The following is a 16914-nucleotide window of genomic DNA, read 5'->3' on the forward strand; positions in this document are numbered from 1 at the left end:
CTGGAGCTCCGCAGCGAGCGCGGCCGGGTCGGTGAGCGCCCCGTCACCTGCGGGCGGGCGCAGCCAGTGCGGCCCCGGCGGGACCGTCACGGTCGGCGCGGGGGCCGACAGCCACGTCCCGGCGCTCAGGCATTCCGTCCCGTCCACGGCCCATGTGCCGCGGGTGCCTGGCGGCACGAGGAAGTACAGGACCGCGCCGTGGGGGTCGTGGATCACGGGGCCCGTGATGCGGGCCAGCTCGATGCCGGCGCCCAGCTCGCGCGGGACCTTCACGGCGTCCCACGAGGTGCCGACGGGGAGGACGACGACGGCGGCCTGGGCGAGCCAGCGTGACGCGCGGTCAGGGTCGGGGTCGGCCTGGGCGAGCCAGGCGGTTGGTGAAACGGACACGGCACGATCCCCTCTCGGTGAGTGAGGGAATCGTGCCGGACGGTAGTGGGGCCGTTCGCCCCAAAGTGGGGGGATGATTCTTCCGGGAACGGCTTGACAGGGTGTCAGACGCCAGCCCAGCGGGCGAACCCTGCGAGGGTGTCGTCCTGGCTGCGGTCCAGACGCACCAGCGCCGCCGCCGTCGATCGCACCGTCGGGTGGAAGCGAACGTGGTTCGGGGACAGCTCGCGCGCCTTCACCAGGTTCCTGTGCGCGCCGACACGGTCCCCTTCCGCCAGCCGCGCAGCAGCGACATCGATGTGGTGGTGGCTGGCTCGCTCCGCCACGATCCCGGCTGGCAGCTCCCACTCGTCCCGGTCCTGCTCGGCTCCCCACTCCCGCAGCCGGGCGAGGGCCTGCTCGGTGTCCCCCATATCGATCATCGCGGCCACTTCGTGGATCCGAACGTTCGTCGGACCGAACGACATCTCGTAATGCGTCGTGTCCCGCCGCAGCCACTCCGCGTTGACCCGTGCCTGCGCGAGCCGCTGCTGCGCTTGCTCCGGCCGGCCGTCGCGGGCCTCCAGCACGGCCAGCTTCAGCAGGACCGCGCCCTGCACCGCCATGTACGCCGGCGGCAGCGACCGCTCTGGAGCCATGCGCTCAATCTCGCCCTCCAGCGCCTCCAGCACTCGCCGTGCTGATCCGTAGGCGCCCATGCGCACCATGGCGCCGGCCTTCAGGTAGGCGCCCGTCGTCTTCAGCATGGGGTCCGCGGTATGGCCTGCGGCCCAGCGGAAGCGCTCGATCGCGGTGAGGCTGAGGTCGTGGTAGCCCAGCTTGTGGGCCAGGCTGTTCGTGGCACGGTAGCCGCGAGCGAGCCACCAGTACGCCTGCGCCTGCTCGCGCGAGTCACGGGCCTCAAGGGCGGTATGCGTCAGCTCGGATAGAAGCCCCGGCAGCAGCGGCCCCATGGCCACGTACTTGCCGTCCTGACGCATCTGGGAGATGTGATCCATCTCGGCGGCCAGGACGGCCAGTGGGCGGGGCTCCAACAGGAGATCGTCCGGGTTGTCGTAGGTGAGGAGTACGCGCCTCAGATCGGGGATGACTGCCTGGATCTGCTCGGCGGTTTCGGCTCCGTTCCAGTAGGGCTGCCCGGTCAGTCGGTCGGGGCCCACGTTGAGTGCGCGGGCGATCTGGGCGATCACGCCGGGAGCCGGGTTACGTTCTCCGCTCTCGTACTTCCCCAGCGCTCCCGGGCTCATGTGGATTTTCCCGGCGAGCTGCCGGACGGTCATCTGCCTGATCTTGCGGACTTCGCGGATGCGCTGTCCGATGTGCTCTGAATTGCTCATCGTGCCCCCATCGCGGTGCGGACTGCCAGAGTAGGACGCGGCAGAGATCGTCCGACAGGGGTGTTGACAGCAGGCTCCTGCCCCCGGGCATGACGAAATCGCCCCCTGCCCTCCCAAAGGAGAGCAGGGGGCGAAGCGAATCCCCGCGAGAGCGGGGAGCAGTCGGGACTCAGCGCATCAGCCGAGGTCATCGACGGGTCATCCCCGCGCGTGCGGGGAGCAGCGCTCCGTTGCCGGGGCCAAATCGACGGTAGCACTGAAGGTGGCGGTGATGTGACGCCTTGACACTTTGCCGCACGTGCGGCAAGGTTATGGGTGTCAGGGACCACCGCCCACCAGGGAGACACCATGACCACCGAGATCTACGCCCAGACCCACGGCCGCACCATCGCCACCTACGACCTCCTCGACGACATCCAGGAGGCCCACAACCTCAGCCGCCAGGACGCCCACAACGCCATCCACGCCATGCTCGACGACCTCATCGCCGCCGACGGCGAGGGCATCATCCTCCACCGCCGCCCCGCCCGCCCCGAGCTCGACGCCTACAACCCCAGCGACCTCGACCGCGACCACTGGCTCGTCATCTCCGACGAGACCGCCCAGGAGATCCGCGACGCCCTGGCCGCCACCTATGCCTGAGCTGTGGACCATCGACCAGGTCAGCGAGTACCTCGGCATCAAGCCGGCCAGCGCCCGGCGCCAGCTCGGCCGGTGGGGCATCGGCCCGGCCGAGTTCCGCCCGCACCCGGTCAGCCGTCGCGCACAGGCCCTGTACCCGGCCGACGACGTCCAGTCCGCCCACCGCGGCCGCCCCGGGCAGGGCGCACGATCCGGCCAGGCACCGACATGACGAAACCGCCCCCACTCTCCCCATGAGGGGAGGGCAGGGGGCGGAATCACACCGCTCGCGCGGGCAACAGGTCACGCAGGCCGGCCCCTCGTGTGCACCGCACGTCCTGTCGCGGCAGTCCGGGTCACCTCCGCTCGCGCGGAGAGGGCCGACCGAGGACCACTCCACGCCTAATCGGCCTCCTCGGGGCAGAGTCGGGCGGTGCGGATGTCCACGCGGTCCACGGCGTCCCGCAGGCTCGCCCCGGAGTTGGGGTTCAGCTCGTGCTCGACCGCGGTGAGGCGCTGCTCGATCCCGCCCAGCCGCTCCATCACCCCCGGCCGGGCCGGGACCCCGGGTCGCGGCGGCGTGCCGGACCAGTCGTCGATCACCTCGTTCAGGCGGCCGGCGAGACGGCGGGCGCCCGCGACCGACCGCCACGCCATCGTCGCCGCCCCGCCCAGCACCGTCGCCGCACCACCCCACACCAGCAGGAAATCCACCGCGGGTATCCCGGTTGGGGACGGCGTCACGAGCGGTCCCCGAGGTAGATGTTGCGGCGGATCGCCTCGCGCAGCTCCTCAGCGAACGTGTCCGCGTTGAGGTGCACGCGCATAGTCCCCGCGGGCGGCGGCGCCTCGTAGGACGGCGGCCGGGCCCAGCCCAGCAGCACCCCCGCCGCCAGCCGCAGCGGTTCCCACTCCAGCCGTTCGGCCAGCTGCTCGGCGAGGCGGAGCAGCAGGTAGTAGGCCGCGGTCACCGCGGCCATCACGCCGCCGGCCACCGCCACCGAGTCGACCTCGATACCGAGCGCCTCGGTCACGGTCACTACCCAGCCCACCAGCAGCGGGACCAGGGTGCGAAGTGCGGATGCGAGCAGATTCATGATGGTCATCCCTCCGGCCAGTACAGGCCCTCGATCGTGCGATGCGACACAGACACCCCGTCCACCTCGGCAAGCGCCTGGACCTTCAGGTACTGGCCGCGGGGCAGTCGGCCGGAAGCCGACACCTGCCCTGTCACCTCCCCCGCGCGCTGCGGCAGATCCACCGCCAGCCGCCGGTACCGGCGCCGCGTCGCGATGTCGACGTGGCTGAACATGAGCCGCGGCCGGGCGCCCGCCGGCACCCCGGACAGCTCCACCGTGGCCGTGACCGCGTACACGCACGGCCCCCGCAGAATCACCGTGTCCTCCGCGGCCGGCAGCTCCAGCCACTCACCCCCAGGCAGTACGGGGCCGCCCGGCAGGGACTCCAGCAGCACAGCGGGTACGGGCATCAGGTCCTCCTCGACAGGGGCGGGATCCGGCGGCAGGCCCGCGACGGGTGTGGGGTCAGCCGGCCGCGGGGCCCCGGCCCGCACCCACGCGTACAGCGGCTCCCCGGGGCACGAGGTGGGGTGGCCGTCGCGGTGGCCGAGGACCTCGTCGCCCGCGGCGCCCTCGCGGCGCAGGTAGTCGATGGCGTCCCGCAGCCCGCGCAGCATCGCGTCGGGCGGCTTGGTGAGGCCGGAGGAGCCGAGCAGCGCGCACACCGCGTAGTGCGCGCGGTTGAGGTCCGCGCTGCCGTTGGCGCCGCTACGGCGGTGCGCGCCCCGCCCCTCGAACACCGCGCCGTGCTCGCACACCAGCAGGTTGTACGCCACGTCCACGTAGTTCTCGGCGGTGTTCGCCAGATGCGCGGACCGCACCTGCCGCACGTAGGCCGCGCACCCATCGTGCGTCCGGGAGGTGTAGGCCGTGCCGAGGTAGTGGACCTTCACCCCCCGCGTCGACGCGAGGTACGCCGCGGGACTGGTCGGGGGAAGCCCCAGATCTTGGCGGGAGACGAAGTCCATGAGGCCCTCCTTGGGCATCAGGAAGCCCCGGCGCCAGGCGGCGGCGGGGCGGTCGGCAGGGTGACGATCAGGCGGGCATGAGGACCTTGAGGGCCTCCACAATCCGGCGCGCCAGGTAGGCGTGGCCGTCGTCGGTCGGGTGGACCCCGTCCCCACCGACGTACGAGGATGCGTTCTCCGTGGTGATCCACTCGCCCTGGGAATCCAGCAGCACGCCCGTCGCGCTGTAGACCTCCCCGGTGATCGGCGAGATGAACGGCACCCCCGCGGCCAGCGCCGCCGCCTTCAGCGTCGCGTCCGTGCTCCGCAGCGTCCCCGGGTCCGGCGGGCTCCCGACCGGCGACCAGCAGCCGATCACGACCACCTCACCACCCGGCACCACCTCGCCGAGCAGCTGCCCGTACAGCGCCTCCGCCGCGGTACCGATCGCACCCTGGTCGCCGCCGGAGTCGTTGTAGCCGCCCCACACGATGAGCCGGTCGAAGCTGTACGGCGCGATGTCCCCGGCGACCCGGTTCGCGAACGTCGTGTAGCTGCCGGGGGTGATGTAGCCGGTGCCGCCCCGGGCCTGGTCCCACACGTCCGTGCAGCCCAGCAGCCGCCCAGCCCGGTAGACCCAGGTGCCGATGCCCGCGCCGGTGTTCTCCGACGAGCCGTCGCTGATGCTGTCCCCGAGGACCCCGAGCCGGCCGCCCTGCGAGGTCGGCCGCCACGCCGTCGCGCCCGGCTCCAGGTAGAGGCCACCGAACGGCATCGTCGTGAAGTCGAACCGGATGCGCCGCGGGGTGGCGCTTGCGAACGCGACCTTCAGCACGTGGCGGGATCCCGCGGAGCTTGCCCCGGTGAGCTGTGCGAGATCGGTGACCTTCCGCCCATCGACGGTGAGCCGGTACTTCGTGGCGGACGAGATGTACTTAAACATGATCTCGAACTCGGCCGCGTCGGTGGCGAACTCGACCGCCCAGTTCGACTGTCCGGACGAGTACGTGTTGGGGTACCTCGAAGTCGGCAGGTACAGCGTCGTGTCCGGGAACGCCGCCCCGAACTCGAAGTCGCCCGCGCCCAGGTAGAGGAACGGGCCCGTGTCCGGCGGCAACAGCGCCTGCGCCGACGCGATCGTCGAGGTCGACTGCTGCGTCACCGTGATGGTCGGCGCCTCCGCCGACACCGCGTCCGCCAGCAGCGGATCCGGCAGGTCCCGGCGCCGCCACCCCGCCCCCCACCGCACCCCCGCCGCCTGGAGCGAGTCCGCCAACAGCAGCATCCCGTCCGACGCCACACCCACCCGGGCCGCCGTCGCCGCCGCCGTACCGACCAAGATGTCGCCCTTCGCGGCGATCGTGGTCTTGTCGAGCAGACTGCCCTGGAGGGCGGTGATGCCGGACTCCACGTCCGTCAGGTCCTCGCCGATGTCCGTGGCGACGCTGCGGCGCCGCGGCCCGGCACCCCCGTTGGCGTCCAGGTACAGCGACCGCACCCCGTCCGGGCCCATGAACTCGGGCACCGCGCCCTCGGTATCGGCGGTGAGGGTCACGATCGGTGTGACCCCGTCGACCTCGGTGAGGTCGGTGTACTGCGTCCCGCCGGACGACGCGTTCCAGCAGGTCACTACGGTGCCGGGTTCGAGTGTCGCCACGTCGTCGGTACCGCGGGAGATCACGTAGTCGGCGATGCCGCCGAACCGATGCCTAGCCACAGATCGTCACCTCTCAGTACCGCAGGTAGGTCATGGTCAGGCTCAACGTGATGTCCGGACTGACATCCGCGGACAGGCAGTTCACCCACATGCCGCCGTCGGTCAGCACCTCCACCCGGCCCGAGGCGCCGTTGGAGAACTGGCACGCGTAGTAGTGGTTGCGGGCGATCGGCCGGAGCGTCGCGGGCACCTGAGCCAGCAGCGACGCCGCATCGTCCCGCCGCAGGTAGGCGAGTTTGCGGATCTTCGAGATGCGCAGCGTCACCGTGTTGCCGATCCTCCGGCCGACCGCACTGCCCTGGTCCTGCCACGACGAGTAGCCGGCACCCAGCGCCACCTCGCCCGTGTCCTCGTAGGTCAGCACCCACGACGCGCCCGTCCACCCGTACCAGCGGCCCGTGTCCGTCTCGTAGATCTGGTCGCCGCGCCGCGGGTTCGGCGGCCGAGTCGACGACGTGCACGGCCGCGACCGGCCGCCGACGTACTGCTCACCCCGCGACACCGTCACCGACGCCGCAGCATCCGGCACCGTGACCTGCGCGAGGGGGATCTCGTACTCGCCCGACGAGCCCGTGTCCTGCGTCAGCGCCGGAGCCCCGGACCCAGGCGTGCCCTGCACGACGACTGCGCGCACGTCCCACGTCGCCCGGTCCAGCTGCAGCACCACCCGGTCCACCCGCGTCGACCCGCTGGAGTTGGAGGCGATGGCGAGGGTGTCATCGACCGCCCCCGAGTACCAGGCGTGGCCGCGCACCGACGCGTACACCCCCGAGCGCACCACCACCTGCAGGCCGACCCCGGCCGACACGACCGCAGTATCCGCCGGCGAGCCGTCCACCCCATCGTCCGAGAAGCGGGCGGCGATCCGCTCGTACTCGGCGTCGGTGACGTTCCTGCTGCTGTGATTCGGGGACGGCCAGGAGTCCTGAGCCATGATCTACCTCGCTTCCAGGCGGCCGAGCCTGCGGCCCAGCTCGCGTACCAGCCGCACCATCTGCGGGTCGGATGTGGCCTCCGGCGACCCCACCAGCGACGACACGTACTCGCCGCTGTTCGGCGTGGCCTGCAGGTGAATCGATCGGACCAGGTCCGTGACCTCCAGCCCGGACCGCAGCTCGACCGTCACCCGGTCGCCCAGGTCGAAGTCGACGCCGGCCCGCAGGTCGGGGGTGTCGACGGTGACGGTGGCGAGCTCGACGGGGGCGGCGCCCTCCGCCAGTGCGGCGGTGCCCTCCTGGGTGAGCTCGCCGTTGGTGTCGTCGTCGGCGGAGGCGCTGATGAGCTTCTCCACGCGCCACCAGGCGGACGCCGCGGCCGAGTCGTCGACCTCCACGTAGGTGCGGGGGGTGGCCTGATCGGAGCCCGTGACCAGCGCGTGGGTGACCGTCGGCGCGCTCTGCTTGTAGGTGACGGCGCGCAGGTTGCCCAGGCCCCTGCTGAACCGGGCGGTCGCCGTGAGGTCGGCCGGCTGGTACACCTCGAACTCCACCTCGGTGGCGGTCTGGCGGGTGTGGAAGCCGAGGCCGCCGCCATCGATCGCGACCCTGCGGCAGGTTTCCAGCAGGCCCTCGAAACGGGTGCTCACCGAGGTCGTCGTGCCGACACCTGCCGCGGCCGCGAGCGCGAGGTTCGGGATCTGCCGGGCCGTCAACGCGCCCGGCCCGCAGTTCTCGCTGATCAGGGTGCGGATGATGGTCTCGGCGTTGGTGCTGGTGATCTGCCGGTGGGTGTCCGGCTGCGCCGACCACGCCGCCGCCGGGTCCGGCCACGTCAGATACCCGGCCGGGCGGACAAGGTCGTCGCTGAAGTACAGGGTGACCTCGCCGGGGTCAGCGCCGACCGTCCAGGTGTAGTCCTGCGGGATCTCCAGCGGCCCGGCACACCAGATCGTGCCGTCCCGGATCACGACGAGCCGGGCGCCGGGCTGGAGCTGCTCCATGACCGCGTCGTCCGCGGGCAGGGTCACCGACCCGGACGCGGGCTCGTTGAACCGCCGGGTGACGTCCACGCTCGTCCAGCTGGCCAGCGGGTCGCCTTGGACGGCGAGATCCTCGTCGGTGATCAGGAGCTGTATCGCCACCAGGGCCTCCCCTCGTCAGGCGGTCTCGTAGCGGGGGTTGAACGAGAGGTCCACGGCCGAGCCAGTCCCGGCGCCGTCGAGCTGGAACACCACGTCGTTGTCGCCGGGGTCCAGTGGCCACAGCACCGCGGACGGCCAGTTCAGGGCGCCCACCCAGTTCGCGGTGCCGCCCTCGGTGACGGTGGTGACGGTGACGGTGCCGCCGGTCAGGCCGGTTGGAGTGACAGTCACCTCCGGCACGTCCACGCCGAGGTACTGCCCAGCGAACGACAGGGTCACAGCCGCGGGCAGGGGCCCGCCGGACACCGTCACGTCCCCCGGCTCGACGTTGGGCAGGGCCTCCAGCGCGGCCTGCACGGTCGCGGCGTCCGCGTCGTAGGCGATGCTGCCCGTCGTCTTCCCATCGAACTGAATCGTGACGCTGCCCGCGGACGCGGCGCCCAGGTCGACCGTCTGCACCTCCGCCGTGAGCTTCCGTACCCGCGGCGGGTCAGTGGTCACGACGACCTGCTCCGTCGCCAGCAGCGACCCCGACACCAGCGACGGATCCAGCACGAACTCGTCGCCCGTGTCGCTGCGGGTGAACGTCACCAGCGAGGCGGGTCCGGTGATCGTCCATTCCGGCCACACCTGCTCATCACCCGGATTGGTCACCGTCGTGGCGCCGAGGACCTGCGAGGAGGACACCGACGGGTACGGCTGCAGGTAGTCCTCGCCGCTGCCGGACTCGCGGTGCACCACCCGCGGCGTCGGGTCGTACCAGAACGGGTCCTCGCAGTACAGGGTGATGATCGCGCTGTCGTAGGTGCTGCTGGACGCGTTACGGCTGCCCTGCCCGTCGAAGCCGTCCTGGTAGTACACGTCGATACGGCGGCGGCCACCGTCAGGGCGGGCGATCTCCAGGACCCCGGGCCCCTCGCGCAGGGTGCGCGCGAAGGCTCGCGCAAGCGACCGCCACCGGTCCACGAACTCCAGGTGCGTGTCCCCGTAGACGTGCAGGGGCCACACGATCGCCCGGGACAGGGGCTGCGCGTGACGCAGCCGCGACCCGCCCCGGGGGTGCGGGTCCGTCGTCAGTTCCCTGGGCGCCGCGCCCAGCCCCGACACCCCGTCAGCCAGGGTGTACCAGCCCAGCTGCCGGGAGGTCAGCGGCCACACCCCGCCGGCGGGGTCGTAGTAGGTGGCGGAGATGTAGCCGATGCTCGGCACGAGGACCGGGGGCTGCTCGACCACCCCGGCCGAGGTGATGATGGGCATCTATCGCGGCCTCCCCACCCTGGCGCGGGCCTCCTCCTGCCGCTGCAGCAGCCGCAGATCGGAGGCGTCGATGACGGATTTGCGGGGGTACACGTTGTAGGTGACCTGGGGGCCCGGCGGTGCCCCACCCGTGGTCGCTGCCGCGGGCTGGGCGGGGAACATGCGGGCCGGCAGCGGCGCCGACATCTGGTTGAGCGAGTCGAACAGATGCATCCCGTACCGGCGCACGGCGGCCGCGCGGATCACGAACTCACCGTTCGACAGCATCGCGGGGATGCTGTCGGACGTGCTGCTGCCTGCCCCGAAGACAGCGCCGCCGCCCGGGAAGCCCTGCACGACCCCGCCGGCGGCGTAGCGGCGGACGGGCCCGCCACCCGCCTTGAACTGGAAACCGCCTGTGGGCGAGTGCCCCCGGTCCCCGGTGATGCGGTAGTGCGTGGTCACGGTGATCTGCCTGTCCCGCAGCTTGTTCAGCTCCCGCCACAGGGCCTGGGCGTTCGCCACCGCGGTGCCGGTCGGCGCCGTCACCTTCACGTTCTTGCTGCCGGGGATGGCCTTGACCTCGTAGCCTGCTGCCCGCAGGGACGCGATCGCGTCCTTGGTCGGCGCCTTGATCACGACCGTTTTGCCGGGCTGGAGGTGCGCCACCTCCATGAAGAGCCGGTCCACCTCCTGGGCAGCCTTGACCGCGCCGGGCGCCGATACGTGCGTCCGCGCGGAGTCCGGCAGCCGGGCGTAGGCCGCGGTCAGCTCGTCGATCTGCTCCTCGGTGAACCCGGCCTGCGCCATCGTCTTGCGCAGGGACGCGACGTTCGCGGCCAGCACGGCGTTGCCGGCCTCGACCGATCCGGTCTCCTCCGCCACCGCCTCGGCATGCGACATCGCGGCCTTCGCCGCGTCGAGGTAGGCGCCCTTGACCTGGCGGCCCTTCTCCGTCGTGACATCGAGGCTCTTGCCGTTCTCCTTCACGGTCTCGGTGAGCTGGTCGAGGCTGCTCTCGAACCCGATCTGCGCCTCGGCCGAGGCGATCGCCACGCCGCTGAGGGCCTTGAGTTCGTCGGACAGTTTCTCGGCCTCGGACCGCTCGTCCGCCATCGCGTCCGCGGTGATCAGCGAGGCGTCAGCCAGCTCGCCCTGGCTGCCGGCCGTGAGCTTGTTCTGCGTGTCGACGGCGGTGAGCGCTTCGGCGTACTTCGGCAGTAGGGTCCGCAGCTTCTCCGTGGAGGTTCCGTTTGCCTCTGCCTGCTCCGCCATCGACTTGAACGCCTTGGCGGCCTCTTTCGTGGCGCCGGACTGCACCAGCGAGGCGAGCGCATCGTCCAGGGCCGTGACCTTCTGCCGGGCGGCCTCCAGGCTGGGCCCGCCCTCGGCCATGGGGTCGAACGTGGACATGAAGTCCTCGACGCGGTCGAGCATGCCCGGGTGGGCAATGCGGGCGACCGCCTCACCGAACCCGTCCAGATCCTTGCCGAACGTCGCCGTGAGTTCGCCAGCAGCCTTGCCCTTCTGGGCCAGGTCCACCAGAGAGTTGGCCATCTTCGTGACGTTGGGCGGGCCCTTCTCGAACGCTCCCACCACCGTGTCCACGCCCCACGCCACGGCGCTGAGCGCCCCCAGCACCAGGCCGAGTCGGCCCAGGGTCAGCAGGGCAGAGCGGGTCGCCGCCGCGGTGACGCCGAGCGCGACGAGCTCGCGGCGTACCAGCATCAGGCGCGGCAGGAGCAGCAGGATGGAGGCGCCGACGAGGCCGAGCACGCCGACGATGCCGGTCATCATGCCGACCGTCTGCTGCACGGACGGCGGCAGCCCGTTGTAGGCGTTCACCAGCCGGGTGACCCACTGCACCATGTCCCGAAGGGCCGCGTTCGCCGCGGTCCCGGACTCGATCAGCGCCCCCTCCAGCGCGCTCTGCAACAGCTGCAGGTCGCCCAGCAGGTGGTTCATCTTGGTCTGGGCGACCGCGGCCGCGTACCCCTGGTCGTCGACCGCGTCCGTGTAGGTGCGCACGCCTTCGGCGCCGTGCTTGTAGAGGATGCCCGCGGCGCGTACCGCGTCGGAGCCGAAGATCACGCCCATGGCGGCGTTGCGGGCCTCCGGGGTCAGACCGCTGAACGCGGTCTTCATCCGCTGGGCGACCTCTTCGAGGCCGACGAAGTTTCCGTTCGCGTCGTAGGCACTGAACCCGAGCCGGTCCATGGTGGCCTGGGCCTCTTTGGACTGCGGTGTGAGCCGCTGCAACATCACCTTGAACGACGTGCCGGCGTCGGAGCCCTTCAGGCCCTCGGACGCGAACAGTGCCATCGCGCCGGTGGTGTCCTCCAAGGTCAGGCCCGTCATTGCCGCGACCTGCGCCGTCATCTTGAAGGACAGGCCGAGCTGGTGCACGTCCGTCGCGGACTTGTTGGCGGCAGCGGCCAGCACGTCGGCGATGTGACCGACATCGCGGCCCTTCAGCCCGAACACCGTCATCGTCGTCGCGGAGATCTCCGCGGCCTCGGACAGGTCGATCTGCGCCGCCGCCGCGAGGTTGAGGGCGCCCTTCAGTGCGCCGCCGGTGATGTCTGCGACCTTGATGCCGGCCTTCGCCAGCTCGAACTCCGCCTCCGCCGCCTGGGTGGCGCTGTACGCCGTGGTGCGGCCCGCCTCCAGGGCCGCGGCGCGCAGGCCGGCCATCTCCCCGGCCGACGCCTGCGTGACCGCCGCGACCTGCGCCATGGCCTTCTCGAACCTGGCGGATGCGGCCACGGCGAAACCGAACGCGGCGATCAGCCCGACGGAGGTGTTGCGGATGGCGGTGAGGGTGGTCTTCTGGTTCTGGGCGACCCGGTTCATGGAGGCGCCCGCCTCCCGCATCCGGGTGCGGATGTCGGTGGACGTGCGGGCCGCAGCCCGGGACGCATCCCGCATCCCGGCCCGGAATGCGGTGATGTCCGCGAAGAGGGTCACGCTGACGGTACGGACAGCCACGGGTCACCCCCTTCTGACGTGGACGTGCAGGCCGCGTGTGTCGCCGCCGTCCTTCTCGAACCGGCCGACGGCGGCCGCTGCGGTGGCGCAGGAGTGGCAGCGGATCACTTCCGCCCGCCAGGTCCCTTCGCTGTCGGGGTCGGTGGCTTCGCCCCAGGGCTGGCGGCAGTCGGGGCAGCGGTCCGCTTCGACGGTGTGCAGGGCGTAGGCCCATGCCCGGTCGTCCTCCAGCCACAGCGGCTCACCGGGGCCGGGCATCGGCCGGCCGAGGAAGATCGAGCGGGGCACGCCCCAGGCCCGCGCGGTCTCTACCTCTCGGCGGTGCGGGAGGCGAGGATCGCGGAGGCGTGCAGCGAGAAAGGGACGCTGGTGGCCTCCCCGTTGACCTGCCAGGCAGCGTCCATGAGCGCCTGCCGCTGCCCCATGTTGAGGGCCTCGAACAGCTCGTCCACGTCGTCCTGGGTCATGACCGGATCGACGGCGGAGGCGGCGACGAGGGCGGGAGCGAGCGTGTCGGGGTCCCACGCGTCGCCGTCGGTCTTGCCGGGGTGGGCTGCGACGAGGTCGCTCCACGCCTGCGCGCCCAGCGCCCGGAACGTGAACTCCACCTCGGCGTCCTTCATGCGCTCGCGGGCGGCCGCGATCTGCTCGGCGATCGCCAGCCCCGGGTGCTCGTCGGCGATGCTGTCCGCACGCCACTCCGACACCGCGGCCAGCTGAGCTTCGAGCCGATCGACGTCGGCTGCCAGGTCGCCCGCCAGGCACACCCGGACGGTGAGCTCACGCGGCCGGGCCTTGGCGAGGATGTCCTTGATGTCGGGCATCAGGCAGCCACCACCGCGCGCGTGTCCGGCTCGCTGGTGAGCTTCATCGGCGACATGAACTTCGCGACCTCGTTCGCCGCGGGCGGGGTCTGCTGCGGCTCACCGCACTCCACCGGGTACACCTCGCACTCCTGCGACGCCGCCCACGCCGTGGTGTACGGCAGGATCCGCCGCACCACGAGGTAGCCGGTCGCCTGGTAGGTGAGCGTCGTCCACGGCAGGTCGTCGCCCGCGGTGTCGCCCCGCTTGAACGTCAGCTCGATGGAGAACGCGCGGCGGCCGGCGCGGTTGGTGGTGAACGTCGAGGCCAGGCTGGAGTTGTCGACGTCCGCGGTCTCCGGGCTGATGGTCAGCCCGTCCGGGGTGATCCGCTCGGTGAAGTCGGTGCCGGCGTCGAGCTCGGCCACGGTCGGTGCGGAGATGGACGAGATGGTGGTGACCCAGTACACCCGGGTCTTGCCGTCGACGATCACGTCGGACATGGCGTGCCTCCTTCAGGGCATAAGGAAAGCCCCGGCCAGAGGCGGGGCATACGGGGATCGCGCGGCAGGTCAGATGCGCAGGGCGGCGACCGTGACGCTGGTGACGGAGCTGTAGGAGACGCTCGCCAGACCCGAATCCGCGGGGTCGCCGTACAGGTCCGCGGGGATGGGGATCATCTGCTCGTCCGAGGCGTCCACCGTCACGGCCCGGTCCGCGATCGCCAGCCCCGACACGGTGCCCGGCGTCGCGATGGTCACCGTGATCGGGGAGGCGTCCGCGTTGATGACGTGGAGGAAGGTGGTACGGCCGGGCTTGAGCTTGTCGCCGGCCACGTCGGCGGCCGCGTAGGTGGGGCTGAGCCCGCCCGCGCCGATGGTCTGCACGGTCAGTGTGGCCACAGGGTCCTCCTAGGACGTGGACCGGATCATGTACTGAATCGGGACGAAGTACAGCGGCGGGGACACGTCGTCGTCGCGGACGATCGGCGGCCCGCCGAGCTCCTCGGGCCGCCACGCCTGCCGCCCATCCACGGAGAGCCCCGCATGCAGGGCCGACCTCACCTTGTCGGCCACCCACAGGCAGCGCTCCTCCGTCGGCCCGACGGCGGTGACCTGCATCAGGCCCTCGTAATTGGTGCGCTGGTCGGCGAGGGACTCCGGCCGGCTCCGCCCGGGCGACATGTACACCACCGCGTACATCTGCGTCGCCGGCGCCGGATCCGGCGCCCGCCCGGCCCCGACGGTGAGCCCGATGTCCTCCAGGGCCGCCACCACCGCGTCCCGGTGCGGCAGGACGGCCGGGCTGCTCACCCGCGCCCCATCTGCGCGCCGATCGCGGCCACGTGCGCCATGAACGCGGCCTGCTCGGCAGCCAGCGCCCGCGCCCCGTCCATGTGCGGCGGGTTCTTCACCGACCCGAACTCCAGCAGGTTTCCCAGCGCCCCCTGCGGTCGGGTCTTGTCGGGGCCGATCTCTGCCGAGGCGCCGCCCGGGTGCGGCCGCATGTCGTAGGAGACGCTCGCCGGGTACAGGCGCGCGTGCCGCCCCGCGGTCGCCCGAGCGTTGGCCTGCCAGCCGCGCTTGACGTTCAGCGCGCCCCGGTTGACCACGGCGACCGCCTGCGCCTGCGCCCGCACCGCGTTCGTGCGGAACACAGCCGCGAGCGCGTCAAGTTGCCGAGTGTTCGCGTTGATCATGCTGATCTGTCCTCCGCAGTGATCCGCCACGCCGTGGCCGTGCCGCTGTACTGGACGCCCGTCACCCACAGCCGCAGCCCCACCAGCCGGGGGTCCTCGGACGCCGTCACGTCGACCACGTCACCGGGCCGAGGACGCTCGCCCGTCGCAGGCAGCAACGTGGAGAACGGCACCGTGACCCGGTACTGGCGCGTCACAACCTCCTGCTCGCCGGCCTGCACGTCGCTGTCCGCGAGCTGCGCCGCCCGCACCCGCGCCACCCCGGTGTAGAACGTCACCTCGGGCGGCCCCGCCACAACCTGCCCGGTGGTCCGGTCGAATACCTCGTCGCCCGGCCGGTACAGCGTGATCGTGTCGAGCATCAGCGCCTCGGCGGCACGCCGCCCCGCAGCCAGGGCAGACTGGAGCGTCATGCCTCCTCCTCCGTAGCCGGGGCACCAGGCGTGATGCTGAAGACCACGCCGAGCGTGGACCTCAGCGTGCGCGCTTCCTCCTGCGTCAGGTACAGCTCCCCGGCGGACCGGGACGAGTCGATCGTGTAGCTGTAGTCGTCGATGGCTTCCGTGCGCAGCCCGGACGGATTGCGCAGGACGCGCAGCACCATCGCGCAGCACACGCCGACCGCCACGGGCGGTGGCGCCAAGGGGTCCAGGTAGGGGAAGCGGGCCAGGATGATGGCTGTCGCGTCGGTCAGCAGCGCCGGCGCCTTGGCCTCCTCGTCCGTGGTGAGGTCTCGGCCGAGGAGGCGGGCCCGCAGATCCTCCACGGTCGCGAAGTCGGCCATGCCGCCACCTCCTACTCGTCTCGGCCGCCAGAGCGCCGCCTGGGCGCCTTCTTCGGGGCCGCGTCAGGCGCGGGCGGCGGGGTGGTCTCGGTGATGCCGTAGTCGGGGTGCTGCCGGGCGAAGTCCCGCAGCGCCCGAGCGTCAGCCGCGTCGACCTCGGCCACGCCGTCGGTGAACCGGACGGCGTGGCCGATGCGGAGATGCGGGTAGCGGCCGCAGGTGAAGGTCGCCATCCTCAGCCTCAGTTCGTGGTCAGGTTGGTGATCTTGCCGTGGGCGCGCTCGTTGCCGTACTTCAGGCCGACCTCCCCGTACAGCTGCACCTTCTCCTTCGCGCCGGTCTTGGCCAGCGGCTCCGCGAAGAAGTGCCCCTTGCCGGGGATCTCCTGGTAGACCGGCATGCACTGCTCCAGCGACACCACGGCGACCTCGTCGGTCGGCATGTGCCGGTTCAGCATCAGGTTCAGCCGCCCGAAGTCCGTCTCGATCGTCTGGACCCGGACGCCCGCCATGTTGCGGGACTCCTCGCGGTAGTTCTTCTGCGTGATGAAGATGTCGGTGAGCTGCCGCTTCTGGAAGGCGTTGCAGATCAGGGTCGCGGTCTCAGACTCCTGGATGCCGCCGTTCTCCCACACCGTCTGCAGCAGGTTCAGGACGTACGCCTCGGTCAGGGCGTCCGCGGCGCCTCCGCCGGCGTCGGCGGCGATGACGTTGGTGGTGATCGCGGCGAGGATGCCGCGGGTCTGCCGGGCGGTCGTGTTGTCGACCGGCTTCTGGTAGGTGCCCTGGATGAAGGAGTACTCGATGTCCCGGACCATCTGCTTGAGCATCTGCTCGGTCTGCCAGTCCAGCTCGTTGAGCACCGGGTTGCGCTCGGCGTTGTTGATGCCGGCCTTCGCCTGGGTCGCGGCAAGCTTGGTGTAGGAGACACCCACGGTCTCCTGGTGGATCTGAACGATGTTGGAGACGTTCGCGCGGACGCGCTCCTCCTCGGTGGGGGCGTCGGCACCCTCCAGGCGGGTGTTCTGCCCGGCCGCCCGCAGGTCGTAGCTCTGCCACTCGAACTCGATGGCGTCGGTCTGCCCGCCCCCCGTCAGCCCGCCGATCGCCGAGAAGAACGGGGTGTCCGACGGGGTGAGCTGGTAGAGGATGCCGGTGTAGTTGGGCAGGTTGTACGTCGTGCCCAGCGTGGTGATCCCAGCCATGGGAACTCCTTACGGTCTCGGGGGCTCGG

The 16914-nt window shown here is 71.4% G+C and carries 22 protein-coding genes; 2 read left to right on the forward strand and 20 right to left on the reverse strand.

Features of this window, described 5'->3' with window-relative positions; translation table 11 throughout:
* Positions 1-390, reverse strand: a 390-nt coding sequence (locus L6E17_RS25915) for a hypothetical protein (RefSeq protein ID WP_236243120.1), incomplete at its 3' end; no start/stop codon positions are given.
* Between the two features lie 104 nt (positions 391-494).
* Positions 495-1727, reverse strand: a complete 1233-nt coding sequence (locus L6E17_RS25920) for a helix-turn-helix domain-containing protein (RefSeq protein ID WP_236243121.1) — start codon at positions 1725-1727, stop codon at positions 495-497.
* Between the two features lie 348 nt (positions 1728-2075).
* Between L6E17_RS25920 and L6E17_RS25925 the strand changes: the two genes are divergently transcribed.
* Both L6E17_RS25925 and L6E17_RS25930 read left to right on the forward strand, forming a co-directional pair.
* Positions 2076-2369, forward strand: a complete 294-nt coding sequence (locus L6E17_RS25925) for a hypothetical protein (RefSeq protein WP_236241178.1) — start codon at positions 2076-2078, stop codon at positions 2367-2369.
* Positions 2362-2580, forward strand: a complete 219-nt coding sequence (locus L6E17_RS25930) for a hypothetical protein (RefSeq protein ID WP_236241177.1) — start codon at positions 2362-2364, stop codon at positions 2578-2580. The genes L6E17_RS25925 and L6E17_RS25930 overlap by 8 nt, the downstream gene beginning before the upstream one ends.
* A gap of 170 nt (positions 2581-2750) precedes the next feature.
* On the opposite strand, the gene L6E17_RS25935 is transcribed toward L6E17_RS25930, so the two are convergent.
* The 18 genes from L6E17_RS25935 to L6E17_RS26020 form a co-directional block, all read right to left on the reverse strand.
* The gene (locus L6E17_RS25935) at positions 2751-3062 is read right to left on the reverse strand and encodes a hypothetical protein (RefSeq protein WP_236241176.1); all 312 of its coding nucleotides are present in this window, start codon (positions 3060-3062) and stop codon (positions 2751-2753) included.
* 26 nt (positions 3063-3088) lie between these two features.
* Positions 3089-3445 (reverse strand): hypothetical protein, encoded by a 357-nt coding sequence (locus L6E17_RS25940; RefSeq protein ID WP_236241175.1) that lies wholly within the window; start codon positions 3443-3445, stop codon positions 3089-3091.
* 5 nt (positions 3446-3450) lie between these two features.
* Positions 3451-4395: a peptidoglycan recognition family protein gene (locus L6E17_RS25945; RefSeq protein WP_236243122.1), complete on the reverse strand. Its 945-nt coding sequence runs from the start codon at positions 4393-4395 to the stop codon at positions 3451-3453.
* Positions 4396-4462: 67 nt separating this feature from the next.
* Positions 4463-6091 (reverse strand): SGNH/GDSL hydrolase family protein, encoded by a 1629-nt coding sequence (locus L6E17_RS31210; protein ID WP_236243123.1) that lies wholly within the window; start codon positions 6089-6091, stop codon positions 4463-4465.
* Positions 6092-6104: 13 nt separating this feature from the next.
* Complete coding sequence (locus L6E17_RS25955) at positions 6105-7025, reverse strand: hypothetical protein (RefSeq protein ID WP_236243124.1); 921 nt, start codon at positions 7023-7025, stop codon at positions 6105-6107.
* A 3-nt stretch (positions 7026-7028) separates the two neighbouring features.
* Positions 7029-8171, reverse strand: coding sequence for a siphovirus ReqiPepy6 Gp37-like family protein (locus L6E17_RS25960; protein WP_236243125.1), 1143 nt, complete (start codon positions 8169-8171; stop codon positions 7029-7031).
* Between the two features lie 15 nt (positions 8172-8186).
* Complete coding sequence (locus L6E17_RS25965) at positions 8187-9428, reverse strand: phage tail domain-containing protein (protein WP_236243126.1); 1242 nt, start codon at positions 9426-9428, stop codon at positions 8187-8189.
* Positions 9429-12395, reverse strand: a complete 2967-nt coding sequence (locus tag L6E17_RS25970) for a phage tail tape measure protein (protein WP_236243127.1) — start codon at positions 12393-12395, stop codon at positions 9429-9431. It lies immediately after the preceding gene.
* 3 nt (positions 12396-12398) lie between these two features.
* On the reverse strand, positions 12399-12683 hold the full coding sequence (locus L6E17_RS25975) for a hypothetical protein (protein ID WP_236243128.1): 285 nt from the start codon (positions 12681-12683) through the stop codon (positions 12399-12401).
* A 20-nt stretch (positions 12684-12703) separates the two neighbouring features.
* Entirely contained in the window at positions 12704-13219 is a 516-nt protein-coding gene (locus L6E17_RS25980) for a hypothetical protein (protein WP_236243129.1), read from the reverse strand.
* Positions 13219-13701 (reverse strand): hypothetical protein, encoded by a 483-nt coding sequence (locus tag L6E17_RS25985; RefSeq protein WP_236243130.1) that lies wholly within the window; start codon positions 13699-13701, stop codon positions 13219-13221. Before L6E17_RS25985 ends, L6E17_RS25980 begins: the two co-directional genes overlap by 1 nt.
* A 69-nt stretch (positions 13702-13770) precedes the next feature.
* Positions 13771-14100, reverse strand: coding sequence for a hypothetical protein (locus L6E17_RS25990; RefSeq protein WP_151898275.1), 330 nt, complete (start codon positions 14098-14100; stop codon positions 13771-13773).
* 9 nt (positions 14101-14109) lie between these two features.
* Complete coding sequence (locus L6E17_RS25995; protein ID WP_236243131.1) at positions 14110-14511, reverse strand: hypothetical protein; 402 nt, start codon at positions 14509-14511, stop codon at positions 14110-14112.
* The gene (locus L6E17_RS26000) at positions 14508-14897 is read right to left on the reverse strand and encodes a hypothetical protein (protein ID WP_236243132.1); all 390 of its coding nucleotides are present in this window, start codon (positions 14895-14897) and stop codon (positions 14508-14510) included. Before L6E17_RS26000 ends, L6E17_RS25995 begins: the two co-directional genes overlap by 4 nt.
* Positions 14894-15310: a DUF6093 family protein gene (locus L6E17_RS26005; protein ID WP_236243133.1), complete on the reverse strand. Its 417-nt coding sequence runs from the start codon at positions 15308-15310 to the stop codon at positions 14894-14896. Before L6E17_RS26005 ends, L6E17_RS26000 begins: the two co-directional genes overlap by 4 nt.
* Positions 15307-15681, reverse strand: coding sequence for a hypothetical protein (locus L6E17_RS26010; protein ID WP_151898278.1), 375 nt, complete (start codon positions 15679-15681; stop codon positions 15307-15309). Before L6E17_RS26010 ends, L6E17_RS26005 begins: the two co-directional genes overlap by 4 nt.
* Before the next feature lie 11 nt (positions 15682-15692).
* Positions 15693-15914: a hypothetical protein gene (locus L6E17_RS26015; protein WP_236243134.1), complete on the reverse strand. Its 222-nt coding sequence runs from the start codon at positions 15912-15914 to the stop codon at positions 15693-15695.
* An 8-nt stretch (positions 15915-15922) separates the two neighbouring features.
* A complete protein-coding gene (locus tag L6E17_RS26020) occupies positions 15923-16885 on the reverse strand; it encodes a DUF5309 family protein (protein WP_236243135.1) in 963 nt (320 codons plus the stop codon).
* Between the last annotated feature and the right edge of the window lie 29 nt (positions 16886-16914).

It is taken from the genome of Streptomyces sp. CC228A (assembly GCF_021390935.1).
In the GTDB taxonomy this organism is placed as follows: Bacteria; Actinomycetota; Actinomycetes; order Streptomycetales; family Streptomycetaceae; genus Streptomyces.